At 61.2% G+C, this 19,746-nt stretch carries 15 protein-coding genes; 7 read left to right on the top strand and 8 right to left on the bottom strand.

Annotation, left to right across the window (positions count from 1 at the left end; genetic code table 11):
• Nucleotides 1-287: 287 nt before the first annotated feature.
• Nucleotides 288-1,070 (top strand): sulfite exporter TauE/SafE family protein, encoded by a 783-nt coding sequence (locus CFR71_RS09375; RefSeq protein ID WP_110530524.1) that lies wholly within the window; start codon nt 288-290, stop codon nt 1,068-1,070.
• A 41-nt stretch (nt 1,071-1,111) separates the two neighbouring features.
• Here CFR71_RS09375 and CFR71_RS09370 read toward each other — a convergent pair whose 3' ends face one another.
• Both CFR71_RS09370 and galE read right to left on the bottom strand, forming a co-directional pair.
• Nucleotides 1,112-2,653: a flippase gene (locus CFR71_RS09370; protein WP_110530470.1), complete on the bottom strand. Its 1,542-nt coding sequence runs from the start codon at nt 2,651-2,653 to the stop codon at nt 1,112-1,114.
• Nucleotides 2,654-2,754: 101 nt separating this feature from the next.
• Nucleotides 2,755-3,864, bottom strand: coding sequence for a UDP-glucose 4-epimerase GalE (galE, locus tag CFR71_RS09365; protein ID WP_110530469.1), 1,110 nt, complete (start codon nt 3,862-3,864; stop codon nt 2,755-2,757).
• Between the two features lie 396 nt (nt 3,865-4,260).
• Here galE and CFR71_RS09360 point away from each other — a divergent pair, with 396 nt between their 5' ends.
• Nucleotides 4,261-5,391 (top strand): acyltransferase family protein, encoded by a 1,131-nt coding sequence (locus CFR71_RS09360; RefSeq protein ID WP_165832076.1) that lies wholly within the window; start codon nt 4,261-4,263, stop codon nt 5,389-5,391.
• On the opposite strand, the gene CFR71_RS09355 is transcribed toward CFR71_RS09360, so the two are convergent.
• The 6 genes from CFR71_RS09355 to CFR71_RS09330 all read right to left on the bottom strand — a co-directional run bounded on the left by CFR71_RS09355 (nt 5,340) and on the right by CFR71_RS09330 (nt 13,570).
• Nucleotides 5,340-6,206: a glycosyltransferase family 2 protein gene (locus CFR71_RS09355; protein WP_110530467.1), complete on the bottom strand. Its 867-nt coding sequence runs from the start codon at nt 6,204-6,206 to the stop codon at nt 5,340-5,342. The two genes, CFR71_RS09360 and CFR71_RS09355, sit on opposite strands and share 52 nt — an antisense overlap.
• A gap of 18 nt (nt 6,207-6,224) precedes the next feature.
• Nucleotides 6,225-8,261, bottom strand: a complete 2,037-nt coding sequence (locus tag CFR71_RS09350) for a glycosyltransferase (protein ID WP_110530466.1) — start codon at nt 8,259-8,261, stop codon at nt 6,225-6,227.
• A 25-nt stretch (nt 8,262-8,286) separates the two neighbouring features.
• On the bottom strand, nt 8,287-8,691 hold the full coding sequence (locus CFR71_RS09345; protein WP_110530465.1) for a hypothetical protein: 405 nt from the start codon (nt 8,689-8,691) through the stop codon (nt 8,287-8,289).
• Complete coding sequence (locus CFR71_RS09340; RefSeq protein ID WP_206057872.1) at nt 8,688-9,737, bottom strand: glycosyltransferase family 4 protein; 1,050 nt, start codon at nt 9,735-9,737, stop codon at nt 8,688-8,690. The genes CFR71_RS09345 and CFR71_RS09340 overlap by 4 nt, the downstream gene beginning before the upstream one ends.
• 63 nt (nt 9,738-9,800) lie before the next feature.
• Entirely contained in the window at nt 9,801-12,035 is a 2,235-nt protein-coding gene (locus CFR71_RS09335) for a GumC family protein (RefSeq protein ID WP_110530463.1), read from the bottom strand.
• A 77-nt stretch (nt 12,036-12,112) separates the two neighbouring features.
• Nucleotides 12,113-13,570, bottom strand: coding sequence for an exopolysaccharide biosynthesis polyprenyl glycosylphosphotransferase (locus CFR71_RS09330; protein WP_110530522.1), 1,458 nt, complete (start codon nt 13,568-13,570; stop codon nt 12,113-12,115).
• Nucleotides 13,571-13,982: 412 nt separating this feature from the next.
• Between CFR71_RS09330 and CFR71_RS09325 the strand changes: the two genes are divergently transcribed.
• The 5 genes from CFR71_RS09325 to CFR71_RS09305 all read left to right on the top strand — a co-directional run bounded on the left by CFR71_RS09325 (nt 13,983) and on the right by CFR71_RS09305 (nt 19,595).
• Nucleotides 13,983-15,269 carry an outer membrane beta-barrel protein gene (locus CFR71_RS09325; protein WP_239019279.1) on the top strand — a complete coding sequence of 429 codons (1,287 nt, stop codon included), beginning with the start codon at nt 13,983-13,985 and terminating at the stop codon, nt 15,267-15,269.
• A 68-nt stretch (nt 15,270-15,337) separates the two neighbouring features.
• Entirely contained in the window at nt 15,338-15,928 is a 591-nt protein-coding gene (locus CFR71_RS09320) for a polysaccharide biosynthesis/export family protein (RefSeq protein ID WP_110530461.1), read from the top strand.
• 355 nt (nt 15,929-16,283) lie between these two features.
• A complete protein-coding gene (locus CFR71_RS09315; protein ID WP_110530460.1) occupies nt 16,284-17,480 on the top strand; it encodes a glycosyltransferase in 1,197 nt (398 codons plus the stop codon).
• Nucleotides 17,481-17,521: 41 nt separating this feature from the next.
• Nucleotides 17,522-19,000, top strand: coding sequence for a hypothetical protein (locus CFR71_RS09310; RefSeq protein ID WP_110530459.1), 1,479 nt, complete (start codon nt 17,522-17,524; stop codon nt 18,998-19,000).
• A 16-nt stretch (nt 19,001-19,016) separates the two neighbouring features.
• Nucleotides 19,017-19,595 (top strand): phosphatase PAP2 family protein, encoded by a 579-nt coding sequence (locus tag CFR71_RS09305; protein ID WP_110530458.1) that lies wholly within the window; start codon nt 19,017-19,019, stop codon nt 19,593-19,595.
• Nucleotides 19,596-19,746: the final 151 nt, after the last annotated feature.

Genomic DNA, 19,746 nt, shown 5'->3' with positions numbered 1-19,746 from the left:
AAAGGGCGCGGTTTACGGTAATTCTGGTCAATTCATATATAAATTTTCCTGTTCCATTGATGGATCCTATAAATGCCACGCCGTCCGCAACGGCCACGCCTATGGGGATGGTCCTGCGGGTTCGTGCGGGGGAAGGGAAATGGATTTTTAAAAATTCCTGATAGCTGTAAAAGGGCACGCGGCCGGGACGCCCGATGCGGCCCTCCGGCCGTTGTCGCGGGACGCATGGGCCTGGTGGAGGAACGACGGATCGATGGGAATTCCCTGCTTTTGTGGATGGCGGTGGCATGATGTCTGATCCCGCGCATGTGCTGCTTGAACTGCTGTCGGGGGGTGTCGTGGGGTTTACCCTTGGCCTGATCGGGGGCGGGGGATCCATTCTGGCCGTGCCGCTGATGGTCTATGTGGTGGGGGTGTCGAACCCGCATGTGGCAATCGGGACCAGCGCGGTCAGCGTGGCGGTCAATGCCCTGGCGGGACTGGTGCATCATGCGCGCGCGCAGACCGTGAAATGGCGGTGCGCGGCCATTTTCGCGTCATGCGGCATCGTGGGGGCATTGGTTGGCGCCTCTGTCGGAAAGGCGGTCGATGGCAGGCGGCTGCTGCTGTGTTTCGCCATCCTGATGATCGGGGTGGGATTTCTCATGCTGCGGGGGCGGCATGATCGTGGATGCGCCGATGCGCAGTGCAATCGCCAGAACGCGTCAAAGGTCATGACCTTTGGCGGGCTGACCGGACTGCTGTCCGGCTTTTTCGGGATCGGCGGCGGTTTCCTGATCGTGCCGGGACTGATCGCATCGACCCATATGCCGATCCTCAACGCCGTGGGCACGTCGCTGGTGGCTGTCGCGGCCTTCGGCCTCAGCACCGCGATCAGTTACATGATTTCAGGCTATATCGACTGGGGGCTGGCGGCGCTGTTCATTATCGGCGGAACAGTAGGAAGCTATGCCGGAATGCGGGTGTCGCGCCGGATGGCGGGATCGTCCGGCGCGCTGACCATATTTTTCGCCGGGGTGATTTTCTGCGTGGCGACCTATATGATCTGGCGCAGCGAAACGGGGGGATAGCCCCCGCCTGCCGACCATGCCGACAGGCAGGGTGATCAGCGTCATCCCTGTGAATGCCAGCGCAGGCCCTGCCGTCCCAGCGTCCATGCCTGGCCGAGCATCTGGCGTATGGAGTTCCTTTCCTCATCCGCCAGTCCCTGCCGCCACAGGATGACGTAAAATACCACCAGGCCAACCGCGGCGATCAGGCAACTGGTCAGATGCGAGGTATGGGGCAGCGCCAGCAGCAGGGCACCCACGCCCGCGATTGCCGTCGGCACCAGATGACGTATCACCTGTGTCAGCCACGAATAAAGCCGGATGCCCAGACGGATGCGCACCAGACAGTCCATGACGCTGCGGCTGGCCCATGCGAACGCCGCGCCATTGACGCCGAACCAGTGCAGGAACAGCAGCAGCAGCGGGATATAGACGATGACTTCCACCACCGACAGCATGGCGTTCATTTCCGCCCGCCCTATGCCGTCAAGGAAACCGGCAGCCACCGCATCCATGCCGAAGACGAAGACCCCGATGCTCAGGCATTTCATGATAAGCGTGCTGTGCCGCGCAAAATCCGCCCCGACCCACAACGCCAGAATATCGTGGCTGAAGATGGAGCCGATCAGGCAGAAGGGGAACAGCAGCCCCACCACCGTCAGGATGCTGTTGCGATACAGGGCGACGGTGGCGGCGGTATCCGTCCGCCAGCATGCGGCCATGGCGGGATAGGCGGTGCTGGTCACGGCCATGGTGATCATCGAAAGGCGTGCCACCACGTCAAACGCGGTGGTGTAATATCCCGTCACGGCGGCCGACAGCACCGTCGCGATCATGAAACGGTCCATATAGGACAGGATCGGAAACATCAGGTTGGAAATGGTCATCCACCCGCCAATGCGGAACAGCGGCCGCAACAGTCCGAACGCGGGGCGGGCATGTCGCAGGGAGGGCATGATGCGCAGGCACACAAGCCCGTATCCCACCGTCATCGCCAGCCGGCATAGCGCCAGCACCAGCATGACGCCCACCAGACTGTCCCAGACCTGAAGGATCAGCAGGGGGCCGAGGTAATACATGATGGAAATGGGAATATTGATCAGGTTTGCCGTGCGGAACGCCTGATAGGCCGACATGACCCCCCACATCGCGGCGTTGATCATCACCAGTGGCGCGGTCGCGCACAGCACCCACATGGATACCATCGTCTGGTACCGCAGGTCCGCGGGAATTTTCAGGCCGTGATAAACCCACAGCCGCACGCACAACGCGGCGATCAGCCCCCCCACCAGCCCGAACAGGCCAAGCGTGAGGATGCCCGTCAATGTCAGGCTGGCGCTTTCTTCTTCGCAGCCATCGGTAATGCGTTCGGCAATGGCGCGGGTCAGCGCGCGCCCCAGCCCGAAATCGAAGATGCCGAATGTCCCGACCAGACTGAGCGCGATGGTCAGCACGCCCCACCGGGCAAGGCCCAGCCTGTCGATGAGCGGAGGCGTCACCAGCAGGGCAACCGCGACCGGCCCGATGCGGCCAAGCATGTTCCATCCTGCATTGAACAGTACCGTCTGCATGCGGGTCAGCCGCGCATGTTGCGAAGATGTCATGGAACTATGATCCTGCCCGTTCTGCGATGGTGTGATATCGGGTCATGACGGTTCCCCATACGAATGGACCGTGCCGTGGAGGCGGAATTCCGGTATCCGCGTTATGACGGCCTGGGTCGGTATGCTTCGTCCACGGCGACGGGAATGGGGAAGTCCGCGACATGCGGCGGCAGGGGCATTTGTGGGGGCATTTGTGGGGCGTCGTTGGAAAATGCGGGCTGGGGTGCGGGGGCCGCATATCCTTCCGGGTGGGTCAGGCGCCAGCGGTAGGCGGTTTCGACGATATCATCAAGGGCGGCAATGCGTGGCGTCCATCCCGTTTCCGTGCGCAGCCGTTGCGAACCCGCGATCAGGATGGCCGGGTCGCCCGGCCTGCGATCTGCCCAGGACCAGTTGATACGCTCCCCCGTGACGCGTTCGACGGCGCGAATGACATCAAGGTTTGAAAAACCTGTTGTATTTCCGACATTGTATGTGACGCTGCGTGTCTCGATCTGTTCCAGCGCGACCAGATGCGCATGGGCAAGGTCGGTGACGTGGATGTAATCGCGCACGCATGTTCCGTCATGCGTGTCGTAATCCGCGCCAAAAAGGGAAAGGCTTTCGCGCCGTCCCAGCGCGGTATCGATCGCAAGCGGGATCAGGTGGGTTTCGGGGCGGTGGTCTTCGCCCGCGCGTCCCATGGGGTCGGATCCGGCGGCGTTGAAGTAACGCAGGCATGCGCTATGCAGTCCGTAAATCTTTTCCGACCAGTGCAGGACACGTTCTATCAGGAACTTGCTTTCCCCGTATGGGGATCCCGGATTGACGCCCGCATGTTCCATGATCGGCTGCTGTTCAGGGGTACCAAACAGCGCAGCGGTGGAGGAAAAGACAAACCGGCGGATGGAATGATATACGCACAGTTCGATAAGCTGCAGGCTGTTGAAGTAATTTTGCCGCAGGTAGGTGAACGGCGAACGCATGCTGTCCCCGACAAGGGAGAGGGCGGCGAAATGCAGGACACCGTCGAACCTTTCGCGTTCCATGATCCCGCCCAGAAGGGCCTGATCCGAAAGGTCACCGACAATCAATGGGACATCCGCAGGAACGGCAGCCCTGTGTCCCGTGCTGAGATTATCGAATACCACGACGGAATGACCTGCATCGCGCAGGGCAAGTACTACATGGCTGCCGACGAAACCGGCCCCCCCTGTCACAAGGTAATGCATCGGAATTTTCCTGTAATGTTGGGATGCCATCTGAACCAACCTGCCGGGATGATCCCTCTGGCTGCTTGTCGCGAACGACCGGAAGATGGAACGGGTTCCATATGAACAGCACTGTCATGAAGAATTTAATATTACAATTTCCATTATATATTTTCTTATTAATATATAATCAGAGTAATATTTCATAAATGGAATGGTCGTGGAAATGCGCCGGATGCTCCTGTTCGCGGGCATTCCCTGCCGGCCGCGAATGTCTGTTCCATTCACCTGCACATGGGGACGGAACGTAAACGGCCGAAAATATTTTCCATCTTCCAGAACCGTACCGCCTGCTGGCCTGTTTCATCCGACAGATCACATGATGGGCGTGGTCCAATCCAGCACAGGGAACGGGATATGGGGGCTCCAAGACATCATTATGCGGCTCTGGATGGCGTGCGTGGTTTTGCGGCCCTTTCCGTCATGATATTCCACCTCGGCCATTGGCTGGATGTACCGGGACTGGCGGTCAACAGCGGCCTGGCCGTGGATCTGTTTTTCTGTCTCAGCGGATATGTGCTGTCGCTTTCCTATGGCACGCGCATGATGGGGCAGGGATCCCTGTCCATGGGACAGTTCCTTTTCCGTCGGCTTGTCCGCCTGATGCCGGTCATCGTCGTGGCGACCGTCATCGGGGCGGCATATGTGCTCTCACGCGGCCATCTGAATGGGGAGGTCGCGTCATACGGCGTATTCCTGACCGCGGTCCTGCTGTCCCTGCTTGACATTCCCTATCTGTCGGCACCGCGCGTAATTGGCGGGCCGCAGGTTTTTCCCCTTAATGGTCCGCAATATTCTCTTTTTCTGGAACTTTTCATCAACCTGTTCTGGTGGGCGACGCGACGGCTTGACCAGCGTTACCTGTCGCTGGCGATCATCGTCATCTGCCTGCCGCTGGTGGGGATATACGGCCTGGGAGGAGATGTGCCCGCGACGTTCCTGAGCGGCTTTCCACGGGTCGGGGCTTCATTTTTTATCGGTGTGGCCCTGTACAGGTTCGCGCCCTCCATTCCCGCCGTCATGACAGGCAGGATAACATTCGTGGCCAGCCTGTCTGTCATGGCGTTGCTGTTTTTCTGGCCGTATGCTGTTTCGCGTGGGGTTGAACTGGCATGGATTGCGGTGTTTTCGCCACTTCTGGTCATTTCGGGCGCGCGCGTGCGTCTTTCGTCCGGCCTGTCACGGATATCCCTTCTGGGGGGGGAACTTTCCTATCCGCTTTATGCACTGCATTATCCGGTTTTCTGCTGGGTCAATGGCCTGTTTCAGGCCACGATGCATGCGCGCATGGCCCAGATCGAAGCCCCCCTTGTCCTTGTCATGGCGATCGCGATATCATTCGGTGTGCTCAAGGGAATTGATGAACCGCTGCGACAGGTCATATCCAGTCGTTATCCCGGAAAAATCGCTGCCGTGCGCGCCCCGGCCCCGGTGGTTTATCCTGTCGGGGAAACCTCCATCGCCATTTCCGCACGGCAGGAAAGGTAGCCTTTCATTCTTCCAAGGAATGTCATTACATAATAACGTGAAATTGAAAAATCTCCTTTCAGGAGATAAAGGATGCTGCCTGCGATCGGCCGCAGAAGGAATGACACGACCGTGGCAGGGGCAAGGCGGTTCTTGCGCATGACCCGTCCCATCCCGGCGCCATAGCCATAGGCGCGCGTGACATTAAGCGCCACGGGCTTGTCTGCGTGAATGATGTGCAGGGAAGGAATATACAGTCCGGCAAACCCTTTTTTGAGTAAACGCAGCGCCAGGTCCTGTCCTTCCGCGGATCCGAAGGGCGTTCCCGGCCCAAGGCTTTCATCAAATCCGCCAACCGCGATAAATGCCGGGCGGCGGATGAAAAAATTGAATTCGATCAGGCAGGTCCAGACGGTGTGGCTGTCGATGACCGTTTCCTGCGCATGCCATCGTCCGGAACGGCCGGCATGTCCTTCCTGCGTGATGACCGATCCGGTGATGAATTCAGGCGATCGGACATTGCTGAACATCCGGTCAACCGTTTTCAGGACATTTTCAGTATAAATGCAGTCATCATCAGGAAATGTAAGGATATCCCCGCCCGAATGGCGGGCGCCGAGGTTGCGCGCATGATTGCATTGCCGGATGTCGCTGCGTAAATGCAGGATGCTCAGCGTCTGCGCAAACCCGGCAACAAGGGGGACAAGGCGGTCATCGTCATTCTGATCGACAATGATAACCTCGAACGTTTTCAGGGACTGGCGGGTCAGGGACAGCAGAAGGTCATGCAGTTCCTCTACCCGGCCCAGTGTCGGAATGATCAGGGAAAAGAACATGAAAAAAGCCTTTGCAAGTTAAAGTGTCAGCATTTTCTCTGGGGCGACGTGACCGCGCATGGCGTCACGCAGCGCCAGCCAGTTGCCGACGACGCGGCCCCGCCGGTCGATATAGGGTTCAGGCCACAGGCTGCGCACGATGTTCATCGCGATATTGCGCCCGATGCTGCGCAGGGCATGGTCAAGGGGAAATGTTCCCTTGCGGAAAAGATAAAGCGGATTGACCACCTGCGAATAACCCAGCCGACGCCCCGGCGTGCGTCCGGATTTGCTGCCCAGATGGATGCCTTTCGCCCCGTTGACGCGCACGATGCGTCCCCGCTGTCCCAGCTGTCGGGAAAAATCGATGTCTTCGTACCATGCATAAAGCGGCAGGCGTTCGTCAAAGCGCAGTCCTGTCTCGCGGATGGTCGCAAGACGATAGGCCATGTTGCACCCATATCCGTTCCACGCCGGCTGCACGGCCGGCAGGGACGATGTGTCGTTGACGCGTGGATCCTCCAGCATGGCGCGTCCTTCGGCCACCGTCAGGCCCGGCCCTTTCGCCCCGTCCGCCAGGACGCGTCCGGTTGCCACCACGATGTCCGGATCCGCGGCAAAGGCGTCCGCGCAGCGTGCCAGGTAATCGGGATCGGCCAGGAAATCATCATCGAAGAACACGATGATATCCGCATCCCTGGCATGATCCAGCAGGACATTGCGCTGATGTGCCAGTCCGCGCGGTCCCTGCAGCAGGGTTACCCCGGCGGATGAATCCAGGCCTGCCATGTCCTGCGCCGTGGGGGCGCATATCAGGATCTGCTGCGCGGGATGGGTCTGGCGACGCAGCTGGGCCACGGTTTCGCGCAGGATTTCAGGGCGCCCACTGGTGGCGATCCCGATCGTGATCCTCATGTCGCGGGCGGCGGGCGCGGTATTTTCCCGCGGATTGTCCGACGCAGGCACCCCCTGCGACAGCAGTTCGCGCGACAGGGCGACATGCCGCAGGGCATAGGCGTGGGAGTTCAGCCGTGTGCGGATCCGCGCGCGCGCGCGTTCGACCATGTCCGCGCATCGATCCGGATCACAGGCCAGCGTGACGATAGCCTGCGCCAGTGCCTGCACATCGCCGACAGGAACATAGAATACGCACTGTTCATCGAAATAGTGGCGCAGTCCCCCGGTATCGGTGGCAATGACCGGCAGCCCGCGCAAGGTTGCTTCCTCTATGACCGTAATGCCGGAGGCATGCAGGTTGCGCGTCAGTGGTACCACCACCAGGTCGGCCTGATCGTACAATGCGAACAGCGTGTCATTGTTCGTGGGGGTGACGCGCGTGACGTGGGGTGGCGCATCGATCCGGTTGGCCGTGGCGATGGTGACATGACAGGGCACGTCATCGGGCAGGCGCGATGTCGCGGTGACAAGGGTGGTCCAGTCGCGATGACGGTCATTGCCCAGCGACAGGACCCTGATGGGATCGCCGGGCGTATGCGCCATCGGCGCGTGGGGCGTCATCTCGTCCGCGCGGATGCCGAATTCCACCCATGCCATTCTCTGCCCCGGAAAGATGGCACGCGCGCGCGCCATGTTTTCCGGCGACAGGAACGTCAGCAGGTCCGCGCGCGACAGCAGCAGGCGCATGATCCACCTGCGCCACCATGTTTCCTGGTCCCAGCGATCCATCAGCCACACGCTCTGGGCAATCAGCGGGGGATGGCGGGCGCGGGGTGTCAGGCGATACAGCAGCAGGACCGCCATGGCCTGCGCCTCGGTATGGGTCCAGACGACATCGGACGACATGATCCCCGCCCGATTGCGCCATGCATGCACGAAGTCAAAGCCGATGAGGAAGCGCACCCCGTAACGGACAAGGCGGGAGAACGGATTTTCCACCCTGTCTTCTGACTGTTCGATGACGACATCCGGTCCCGCCGCGCGGTAATAGCCATAGGCATAGGGTTCGTTTATGCCGGGAATGGCACCCTTTTCCCATCGCGTGTGCCAGCTTGTGGCTCCATACCCGTAACTCAGCTGGACAAAGGCGCGCAAAGGGGCATGCGACGGTGCTGACATGTATGTTTCTCCTGCTGCGCGGGATCTAGAAAATACCGACCGAAACAATCTGGAAATCACGTGCGGCCAGGCGGCCGATCAGGTCCGCATGTGCCGTGGCGGCGCGATGCGGCGTGGAAAAACCGTGGCAATACGCGCCCTCCAGCACCAGATGCATGCCAAAGCGCAGGTTGACGGTGCGGGCGAACCTGCCGCCATAGGCGTAAAGCGCCATGCGCGATGTCATTGGCAGCTGATAGGGGTGGCTGATGAACAGGCGCTGGCTGGCGGGGTCGCTGGCGCTGCACCAGACGGACTGCGTGGGGGCGGCGCGGGCGAACGGGATGGCGGCTGTCAGCATGCCCATGACAACGCCCATGCAGGCCGTCCAGCGACGCATGCCCATGGGGGCAAGCGGACGATGGGGGACGGACGGACGATGCCCTGTCATGCCGTTATGTCCTGCGCGATCTGCAGCAGGGCCTGCGCGGCCCTGTCCCATGTGAAGGCGGACGCCCGCATCGTGCCTGCCGCGCGCAGTTCCTGCGCCAGGGCGGGTGTGTCAAGGATGCGCACGACGCTGCTGGCAATGGCCTCGGGGTCGGTGGGATCGGCATAGAGCGCGGCATCGGCGCAGACTTCGTGCAGCACGGGAATGTCGGCCGTCACCACCGGACAGCCACAGGCCATGGCCTCCAGCGGCGGAAGCCCGAAACCTTCGTAAAGCGACGGGAAGACGAAGCAGGCCGCCGCGTCATAAAGCGCGCGCAGTTCCGCGTCGCTGACGCGCCCGACATAGGTGGCGGGTTTCGGCAGGACCTGGGTACCATTGGAATTGAAGACGGCGTTATTCACGCTGCCGCTGATGACAAGAGGAATCCCGCGCAGCGACAGGGCACGGGCAAGGGCGTCGAGCCGCGCCAGGTTCTTGTGCGGCGCAAGGTTGCCGACCGCCAGGACGAAACGCTGGCTTTTCAGGTCATGGCGCGCAAGGATCGCGGTGTCGGGCATGACGCGCGCGATATGTTCCGCCCCTTCGCCAATTACCGTGATCCGTGAGGCCGGAATGCGGAGATGGCGCGACAGTTCCGTGCGGGAAAATTCGGAAACGGTGACCAGCCGCGTCCGGGTCCGGCACAGGAAGAAATGTAAAAACCGATACCACAGGCGGAATTTCCATGAATAGGATTCCGGATGGCCGAATACGCCCGCGTCATGAATGATCACGATCTGGCGGCGTCCCCACAGGGGGGCCGTATTGCCAAGGTTGATCAGCACGCCATGACGCGCCGCCAGCGGCAGTTCGCACTGTTCCCATATCTGCCCATGGCGCCTGCCAACGGTGCGTCGTGGCAGGTCGGGGGCGTCCTGCTCGGTAATCTGTGCATCGGGGAGCAGGATCAGCGGGGCGGGCCGTCCCTGCGCGGAGCTGACGCGGGCGAGGGCATGACAGATTTCGATTGCGAAACGCTGCACGCCGCTCAATGGCTGGGTCATGAAGCGTCCGTTGACATAGATGACTGGTCTCACCAAAACACTCCACACATTGCGCGCCACACGTCAGCCGGGGGGCAGCAATCCATAATGGCTGTAGATCCGGAAGGGATGTTTCTCCGCCTCGCCCAGGCTGTGCGGGGGGGCCTGCGTCAGCACCGCGCCCAGCGTGCGGGCGTCATAGGTGTGCAGCGTGCGCATCGCCTGTACCAGGGTGGAGGCGCTTGTCCGGCCCCATTTGACCACCATCACCACGCCATCGGTCTGGCGCGACAGGACGGCAGCGTCCGGGAAGGCCAGCGCCGGCGGGGTGTCGAGCAGGATCATGTCATACTGCGATCCCACCTGCGCGAGTATGCGTCCCAGTTCCTCGGGCAGCAGCATGGCCCGGCCACCGCGATGCATCATGCCCTCCGGCGTCAGGATATCGACACCGGGCAGCACGTCGCGTTCCAGCCCCGCCAGAAGGGGATCGACCGGCATGTGGCTGTTGCGCACGATGCTGACCGCGCCCATGACGCGCATGGCCGACGGATTGCGCATGTCACAATCGATCACCAGCGCGCGCTGCCCGCACCGTCCCGTATTGGCCGCCAGCGACAGGGCAAAGGTCGTCTTGCCCTCGGCCTGTTCGGCAGAGGTGACCAGCACCACCTTGGCGCGAAAACGGCTGTGGCCGAATGACAGGACGCTGCGGATCGATTCCACGGTTTCCAGATAGGCCGAGCGTTCCCTGCTGGCGTACTGGCGTGACAGGGTGCCGGCGAATGCCGGGACAAGCCCCAGCGCGAACAGCCCCGGAATGGCGTCGAGTTCCGCCGTGCTGCGCACCCCCTTGCGCATCCGGTCGATGATCAGGGCGGATCCCGCCCCCGCGATAAGGGAAAACAGGAGGGCAATGGCCATGTACTGCGTGCGCGGCGGCCCATAGGGACCAATGGGGGTGTCGGCCCGCGAAATGAGGTCGGCCTCCGCCACCTGCAGTTCCGCCTGCGTGGATGTCTGGGCAAACCGCCCAAGATAGTCCTGGTATACCGTGCGTGCCGCCGTGGCCTCGCTCTGCAGCTGGCGCAGGGTCACGTCCGCCTCGTTCTCGGCGGTGACCTGTCCCTGCAGCCGGTTGACCTCGGCCGACAGGGCCGCCACGCGGGCTTCGGCGCTGGCCAGTTCCTTGGCGGCACTGTTGGCGATGCGGTGGACCTCCGCGCCGATGCGGCTGCGGACCTGGGCGGCTGCCGCGCGCACGGACTGGAGGTCGGGATTGCCATCCATCACCGTCTGGCTCAGGCTGGCGGCACGGCTGCTGATCTGGGCTTCCTGCGCCTGAAGCTGCTGGATAAGGGGCGAAGAAACCGCGTCGGGAATGCTGTCCACGCTGCCATTGTTCAGCGCGTTCCGGATTTCCGCGTACCGCGCGCGCCGGCTTTCCAGATCGCCGCGCGCGGTAATAAGCTCGCGGTTCATCTGGATCAGCTGCTGGTCGGTGACGGTCGTGCCGCCATTGTCGTTACTGGCGCCGTTGGCCCCCGGCGCCCGTTCCAGTTCCGCGGCGATCAGGCCGTTCTTTTCGCGAAAGGCCTGTACCGCCTGTTCCGCCTTGCGCAGCCGCTCCCGCAGGGGGGCGATCTGTTCGTCCAGCAACGCGTTCGCCTGCCACGTCGCAGATATCTTCATGTGACGCTTGAAGTCGAGATAGACGTCCGCATAGGCATTGGCGATGCGCGCGCTGGTCTGCGCATTGTTCATGCTGGCGGTAATGGTGATGATATAGGAACGCCCGTCATTAAGGATCGTCACCCACTGGTCCAGCAGCAGGCTGGTCGCCTGCAGCCGTTCGTCCGGCGTCATCGGAAGCTGTGGCGGCGGGGTGATGAACAGGCGCGATACGGCATTTATGATGCGTTTGGTCAGCGGGACATGGTCCAGCGCCTCGCGCACGTCGGGATCATCCACCAGGTCGAGTTTTTTTACCACGGCGCGTGCGATCGCCGGGCTGCGCAGGATGCTGACCTCGCTGTTGACGGCCACGGTATCGACCTCGGGCGAGGAAACGGTGGCCTGCAGGTCGCGAAACGGGGCCTGCCGGGTGCCGACGATCAGGATGGAGGACGCGCTGTAGTAGGGCCTGAGGGAAAATATCCCGAACCCCGCCGGCACCGCGATCCCCAGCGTCACCAGCGCGATGGCCAGGCGGTGGCGGTTCATGATGCTGAAGGCATGCAAGGGTGAAACCTGTTGCGTCGCCATCGGGTCCGGCGCCGCCGGGCCGTTGAATGATGCGGGCAATTGAAGCGTATTCATCGCTTGCGTCCTCTCGAAAGGGGAGGGGGCGGATAAAGGGGGCACATGTGGCGTCCCTGGCGCGGCGTGGACAGGGGTCAGCGCGCGCCTTTCTGTGCCAGTACCGCCGGGACGGTTTTCAGCAGGATTATGATGTCACGCCACAGGCTCCAGTTACGTACGTACCAGTTATCCAGCTGGACACGCCGGGTGTAGGACGTATCGCTACGGCCACTGACCTGCCACAGGCCGGTAATGCCGGGGCGGGTCGCCATGTAATATTCCAGGTCGGCGCCGTAATGGACCTCTTCGGCCATGACGATGGGACGCGGGCCGACAAGGCTCATTTCAAGGCGCAGCACGTTGAAGACCTGCGGCAGTTCATCAAGGCTGGTCTTGCGCAGTATCTTTCCCACCCGGGTGATGCGGGGATCGGACGTCAGCTTGCGCGTCGCCGCCCATTCCGCCGCCGCCGCCGGGTCGCGCGCCAGAAGATCGGCAAGGATGCTGTCGGCATTGACCGCCATGGTCCGGAATTTCAGGCAGCGGAAAGGCCGTCCGTTGCGTCCGATGCGCATGTGGCCGAAAATCGCCGGTCCCCCGTCGAGCCGCACGAAAGCATAGATCACCGCAAGCACCGGCAGCAGCGCCAGAAGGACCAGCGACGCGACGAACAGGTCCAGCGCGACCTTCGCCCCGCGATGGAACGGGCGTTCAAGATTGCTGCGGAAGGTCATCATCATGCCGTCATGGCTGAAATATGACTGGCATCCATGGTCCAGCGGCAGGCCCTGCATCGGTGGCATCAGCGAAAAGGGCAGGCGCGTGCGGGTGACATGTTCCACCACGTTGCGACCGTCGCCGTCGTGGACATCCATCACCAGCAGCAGGCGGGCCGCCCCGTGGCGCGCCAGCAGCATGCGATGCAGATGGGTGCCGGACATGCGCAGCAGGCGCGAAGGGGGAATGCAGCCGACCGAACGCAGGCCGGGAAAGCGTTCGCTGGTAAGGATTTCGATGGCGCGTGCGCAGTCCTCCGGCTCCCCCGCGAGCAGCACGGGAATACGCCACAGGCCCATGCCGTGCAGGACCCGTTTGGTGGCCTGGCGCAGCATGATGTCGATGAAGGGGAAGGCAAGGAACGGAAACAGCACCGCAATGTCATGCATGTCGCGCCATGAAAGGATGACGAGCGCCGCTGCCGCCAGTCCCGTCGTCATGATGATCTGCGCGCTTTCGGTCCAGAACGGCAGGCGATCGGTATAATGGCGCAGATAGGCAAGATATCCGACCATCACGATGAACAGGGCGCATGAGGTGAGAAAAATACTTTCCCCGTAATAAATGTTTTTTGGGAATAATATTTCTTCCAGGGCCATGGATACGGAAAATGCGGCGCAGTCCGTGGCGATCAGGGCCGTTGCACATGAAAAATGTATATGGCGCAACTGTGTTGTGGGAATGATGATCTCATCCACGTCGCGCAGGGAGGCATCGTCAAGCGGGAGCGCCGAAGGGGCGGTTCCGGCCGTCGCGGCGGAAAGATGAGCATCCATGATATACTCCGCATTATTACAGAACATGAAGAGCCAGAATATTCGATGCCAATTTTTTCATCTGGTTCGGCCATGTCGGGGGGAGCATGTCCATGATTGCTCGTCTGGCCGTAACAGGCCCTATACGTGGAAACCGGGCGGCAAGTTCCGCGCAAAGGTTAAAAATTTATTTCCAAGAATAACGCAAACGTGACAACCGTTCTGTACAAAAAACATGCAGATAAAAATGACGCTGAACGAATTTAATCTTGGATAGGGGATTAAATCTGTATGGTTGCAAGCTGTTGTGCGTTAAGAATTAAAAATAATATTCCCGGGGCCATTTCCTGATGACTCTCGTCCTTTCCCGTTTTCCTGTCATGAATGTCCAATAGGGTATCTGGTGCGCAAAATAATGGTCATCAGGCTGGGCTTGACCGCTGCCGCCCCTTTTCTTTCGGTCGACAGCGCCCTTGCCCAGGTTATCGACAACTATTTCCCGGCCATCGGCAGTGGCGCGGGTGATCTGTCGGAAGAGCCCGCGCAGGTGCGCGCGATGGGGGCGTACGCCCCGCTGGGCAAGCGTTACGGCCCCCTGCGCATTGATGCGGAAGGAAGCGAATCGGAAGGTTACGCCAACAACGTTGACCGTAATGTCGGTGGCCATTCCAGCGCGGTCATCTCCACGCAGGGGAGCCTGTCGGCCGTGTCGCGATGGGGAAAGCGCGACCAGGTCCATGGCAATATAAGCGTGGATGACATCCGCTATCCCTCCCGCAGCATCCAGAACCGCACGAACTGGACGGCGAATGTCGGCGGGGTCCATGATTTCGGGCATGATACGATCGGTGTGTCGTACACGCATCTGGCGCTTGTCCAGATGCCCACCGACCTTGGCGCGCTGATCGTCAATCATCCCGTTCCCTATCAGGTGGATGATGGAAGGCTGAGCTATACCGCGACGACGCACGGGCGTTTCAGCTTCATTCCACAGGTTGACGTGCAGCGTTATTATTTCGACAACTTTGCCCCGACACCTTCGCAGCCGAGCCAGAGCTACCGCGATCGCGTCCTGATTACCGAAGGTGTGACGGCGCAGTATGAAATGCGTCAGGACAGCCATATCCTGCTGGTGATGCAGGGCACCGAAATCCGTTACCAGACCCAGCTGACGGGCGCGCCATCGCGTGATTCAAACGGGGCGTCGGTCATGGCGGGTTATGATTTCGGCATGCGCGGCCCCCTGCGTTTCCGCGCGCTGGTGGGTTACCAGACGCGTCGTTACCGCGCAAACGGGTATGGAACGATCAATTCCCCGATGGCGGAGGCGGAGCTGAGCTGGTCGCCAACGCGCCTGACGACCGCGACGCTGAGTGTCCGTCATGGCATTGAGGACAGCGCCTTTGAAAATGTCGTGGGATATACTTTTACCGGCGCGCGCATCGGGGTTACCCACACCTATCAGCGCAATATTGTTTTTTCTGCATACGGACAGATACAGAAAGCGAACTATCCGTCCGCTCCGGCCTTTTTACAGAACACGGTCCTGTATCAGGAGCGCAACAACCAGACGTACTACGGCGTGGGCGCCGAGGTGGATTGGCTGATCAACCGCCATATGCGCCTGGCGGCCAATTATGATTTCAGCAGTCAGAATACGGTGGGCAGTGGACAGTTCCCCATTCACACATTTCTGGTCGGATTTCATCTATCGCTTTAGGAAACGCGCGCATCGGGGTCGTCTGGTTCGCCTGCCTGGACAGATATGATGACAGGAGCATACCACGCATGCCGACTACCTGTTCAAGAACACGCCGCGCCGCCATCTGGCTGCCGGCATTTACGGGCATGATGGGGGGCCTGCTTGCAGGCTGCGCGCCCGGCTGGGACCTGAAACATGTCCCCCCCTATGACCCGGCTCAGTACCGTCTGGGCGTGGATGACGAAATCCGCGTCATGACATACGAGCAGGATCAGTTCACGTCGGATTTTCGCGTTGACAGCAGTGGGAAGGTGGCATTCCCCGTAGCGGGCAGCCTGCAGGCCGCCGGACTGACGACGGAGGAATTCAGCGCGGAGGTTTCAAAGGCCCTGCAATCGGCGCGCATGCTGCGCGAACCGAATGTCTCGGTCGAGGTCTCGGCCTATCGTCTCGTCTCCGTCCTGGGGGAAGTGGCCAAGCCGGGACAGTATCCCTACCAGCCCGGGATGACATTGCTTACGGCCGTGGCGGCGGGTGGGGGATTTACCTATCGCGCGCTGGAAACCCGCGCCTATGTCGCGCGACAGATGGGCGACCGTACGGTCGTCGGATATCTGAAGCCCTACGACTATGTGAAGCCGGGTGATGTCATAAAAATTTATGAACGGCACTTTTAAGGGGCCAGCCGCGTTCATCTGAGCAGGAGGACGCCTGCGATGATGACGCCCCATCCCAGGGCGCCAAGCGTCAGGCCAAGGACGATCCCGCGCGCCGGGCGCAGGCGATCCGGTGCCGCGGGACGTGTCATGGGGGGAGCGGCAGGGGAAATGCTCGATGGTTTCCTGCGCGATTTCAGGGGCAAGGGTCATCTCCTGCGCGGCAACGCATCCGTTCGCGTTCATGGATGGGCGGATGTTGCCTTCAGTATTGATATCTCGGGATATGGATAACGCCCACGTCTTTCATCTGTAAAGCATGCAGCTTCCCGCGCGGTAAGAAACCGTTGCCATCGGGAAGCGGGAGGGTCCGTTCATGAATGTTCTTCATCCGGTGCAGCCGGAACAAAAGACGATGCGCGTGGCCATCGTTCATGAATGGCTGGAACATTATGCCGGTTCCGAACGCGTGCTGGAACAGCTTCTGGTCATGTATCCGCAGGCGGCGCTGTTCGCCATCGTCGATTTCATGCCGGGGGCCGAGCGCGTCATGCTGGGCGGGCGTCGTGTTCAGACCACATTCATCCAGAACCTGCCCCTCGCGCGGAAATATTTTCGCTACTATCTCGGCCTGATGCCCATTGCGATCGAACAGCTGGACCTGTCGGGCTTTGACCTTGTGATTTCGAGCAATCATGCGGTGGCGAAAGGCGTTATTACGGGACCGGATCAGGTGCATGTCTGTTACGTGCATTCACCGATGCGATATGCCTGGGACATGCAGGCCGCGTATCTGCGGCAGGGACGCATGGAACGTGGGGCGCGGGGGCTGTATGCGCGCTGGCTGCTGCACCGCCTGCGCAACTGGGACGTGCGGTCCGCGGCGGGGGTGGATGCCTTTGTCGCGAATTCCAGCTATATCGCGCGCCGGATCATGAAGGTTTACCGTCGTGAGGCGACGGTTGTGTACCCCCCGGTCGATATCGCGCGTTTTGATGGACCGGAACAGCCGCGGGGTGATGCGTATGTCGTGATATCGCGCATGGTGCCCTACAAGCGCATCGACCTTGTGGTGGAGGCATTCCGCCGCATGCCGCAGCGTATCCTGCATGTCGCGGGCGACGGGCCGGAGCGTGAGCGGATCCGCAAGGTCGCGGGGGATGCGCCAAACATCGTCTTTCGCGGCCGTGTCAGTGATGCCGAAGTCCTGGCGATGATGCGCGGGGCGCGTGCCTTTGTCTTCGCCGGGGAGGAGGATTTCGGCATCGCGATGGTGGAGGCGCAGGCCTGCGGCACGCCCCTGATCGTTTTCGGGCGTGGGGGGGCATGCGACATCGTGCGGGGCGAGGACGCGCCCGACGGTCCGACAGGCGTTCTGTTCGCGCGACAGGATGCCGCGGCCATCATTGAGGCGGTCGAACGGTTCGAGGGCATGCAGGACAGGATCACCCCGCAGGCCTGCCGGATCAATGCCCGGCGCTTTTCACGCGACGCCTTCCGGCAGGGCATGTTCAGGGTGGTGGAACGCGCCATGCATGACGTCCATGAACGGGGAATGCAGGCGGCGGAATAGGGGTGAAAGGGGACTGATGGGAAAGGCAGAGGTTACGCGCGATGACCATTCCACTTGTCGGAATAATCCTGTTCCCGCTTTGTCTCCTGTTGTGGATGCGTCCGATCTGGATGCTTCATATCCTGCTGCTGGCGGGGGTCCTTCCGGCTTCCGCCGCGCTGATTCTGGGCGGGCTGGGGGTTCAGCCCGCCATGGTGCCCGCCATGGCATTCATGAGCTTCGTACTCCTGCAATGGATAATGGGGGTCCATTATCCCGGGGAACGGACGGTCATGGCGCTCTGCCTTCCGTTCATTCTGGTGGTGGGGTGGACGCTGCTGGCCTCCATCATCATGCCGCGCCTGTTCATGAACCAGGTCATGGTCTGGCCGCAGAAAAGTGATTCCGTGGGGGGCAGGGTCCTGCTGGCCCCCAATTTCGGCAATATCTCACAGGATATGTATCTTGTGATCAATGCCGTCTTCCTTGTGATCGCCGCGCGCTTCATGACGCGCACGGACGTGCGGCTGGACCGGCTGTATCGCACCTTCCTGCTGTCGGGATGGTGTGTCGTGGGCATCTGCATGTGGCAGTTCGCGCACAGGGTCGCCGGGATCCCGTTCCCCGATACGTTCTTTTATTCCAATCCCGGCTGGGCGGTGCTCAATACCCAGATGGCCGGGCCCGTGCCGCGTATCAACGCCTCCTTTTCCGAACCAGCCGCCTGCGCCGCGTTCCTCAGCGAAATCCTGTTTTCAAGTGTCTGGATCGTCCTGCAGGGATATTCCGTGGCATCCGCGAAATGGCTGGTTCCCGCCTCGGCCATGGCGCTGGTCTGCACGACCTCGACCACCGGGTTCATTACCGTGGCGGTGGAGATATGCCTGCTGCCGGTCGCGGCCCTGGCGACAGGGGCGATGAAGCTGCTGGGGAACATAAGCCGGATGATCGCGGTGGGGATCGCCCTTCTGGGGATCGGGGTGCTGGTGCTGGTGACCGTTGCCCCCCAGGTCGTGCCGGCAGCGCAGTTCGTATTCCAGTCCACGGCCGAAAAGAAGGACAGCCAGTCCTATCAGGACCGTTCGCAGGTTGATCGTGATTCCATGTCGCTGGTGGCCGAAACCTATGGCCTCGGGGTGGGGTGGGGCAGCAACCGGGCCTCGAGCCTGCTGCCCGGCCTTTTATCGACCATCGGCCTGGTGGGGGTGATGGGGCTGATGGTTTTCGACTGGAAGCTGCTGCGCGCGGCGATGGGCGCGCGAAAGCGCGTCAGCCCCGGCCCCGAGCGGCTGGTGATCGAGGGGGTGATCCCCGCGCTGGTCGCCCGCCTGATCGCGGCCAGCCTTTCAAGCCCGACGGTAGGCTTCCTCGATTTTTACCTGCTGATCGCGATGCTGATCGCCGCGATTGCCCGTATCGACCTGCTCTGCATGGCGGCGCGCGCGTCACGGCCCGCGCAGCTGGCCCTGCCGGACATGTATGCGCAGGTGGCGCGGGGACATGCCATGACGGAGACGGACAGGCCGCAGATTCATGCGTGAAACAGGGTGACACCGGATGCAGTTCATTACCAATGCCGGGGATCAGGCAGTCATCATTCCCATCGAGGCAGGTGTCTTTCTCGTTTTCCTGTTATGCCGCTGCTGGCGCATGGCCATGGCATGGGCGGTCATGATCGGGGCCGGTTCGGGACTGGTGCTGCTGCTCAAGCTCTATCTGGAGGCATGTGGTCCCGGCCGTCATCGCGTCCTGTACAGTCCCAGCGGCCATACCATGGCGGCAACGATGGTCTATGGCGGGCTGCTGTCCCTGACCCGCGTGCGGCGGTCCGTGCTGATGGGTGGCGCGCTGGCCATCGCGGTGGTCGAGGGATGGACCCGCGTTGCGCTGGGCTATCATACCGTGACGGAAACGGTTGTCGGCGGGACGGTGGGCCTTGTCATGGTGATGGGGTTTCGCATCTGGACGGAGGATTTCCAGAAAAAATTCAGTCCTGTCGTATCCGTTCTGGCGCTGCTGCTGCTTGTCGCGATTTTTGTTCGTGGGTGGCATCCGGATGTCGAGGGCCACATACAGTCCATATCCCGGTTGTATTTTTCGAAATGGGAATGTAAAAGTCCGTCCCTGTCGAAATAGAGCAAATATTGTCATAACATTCCAGATGATGCGTTCCGATACATATGCCCCCTCGGCAGGGATATGGGGGCATATCGCGGCGGTTTACATCATTGCCATGGCCCTTATGGTTCCATCCGGAAATGACAGCAGGAGCAGGATGGTTATGTCC

Source organism: Novacetimonas pomaceti (assembly GCF_003207955.1).
GTDB lineage: Bacteria > Pseudomonadota > Alphaproteobacteria > Acetobacterales > Acetobacteraceae > Novacetimonas > Novacetimonas pomaceti.
The sequence above is the reverse complement of the archived record's forward strand: the minus strand, read 5'-3'. Positions and strand labels throughout refer to the sequence as shown.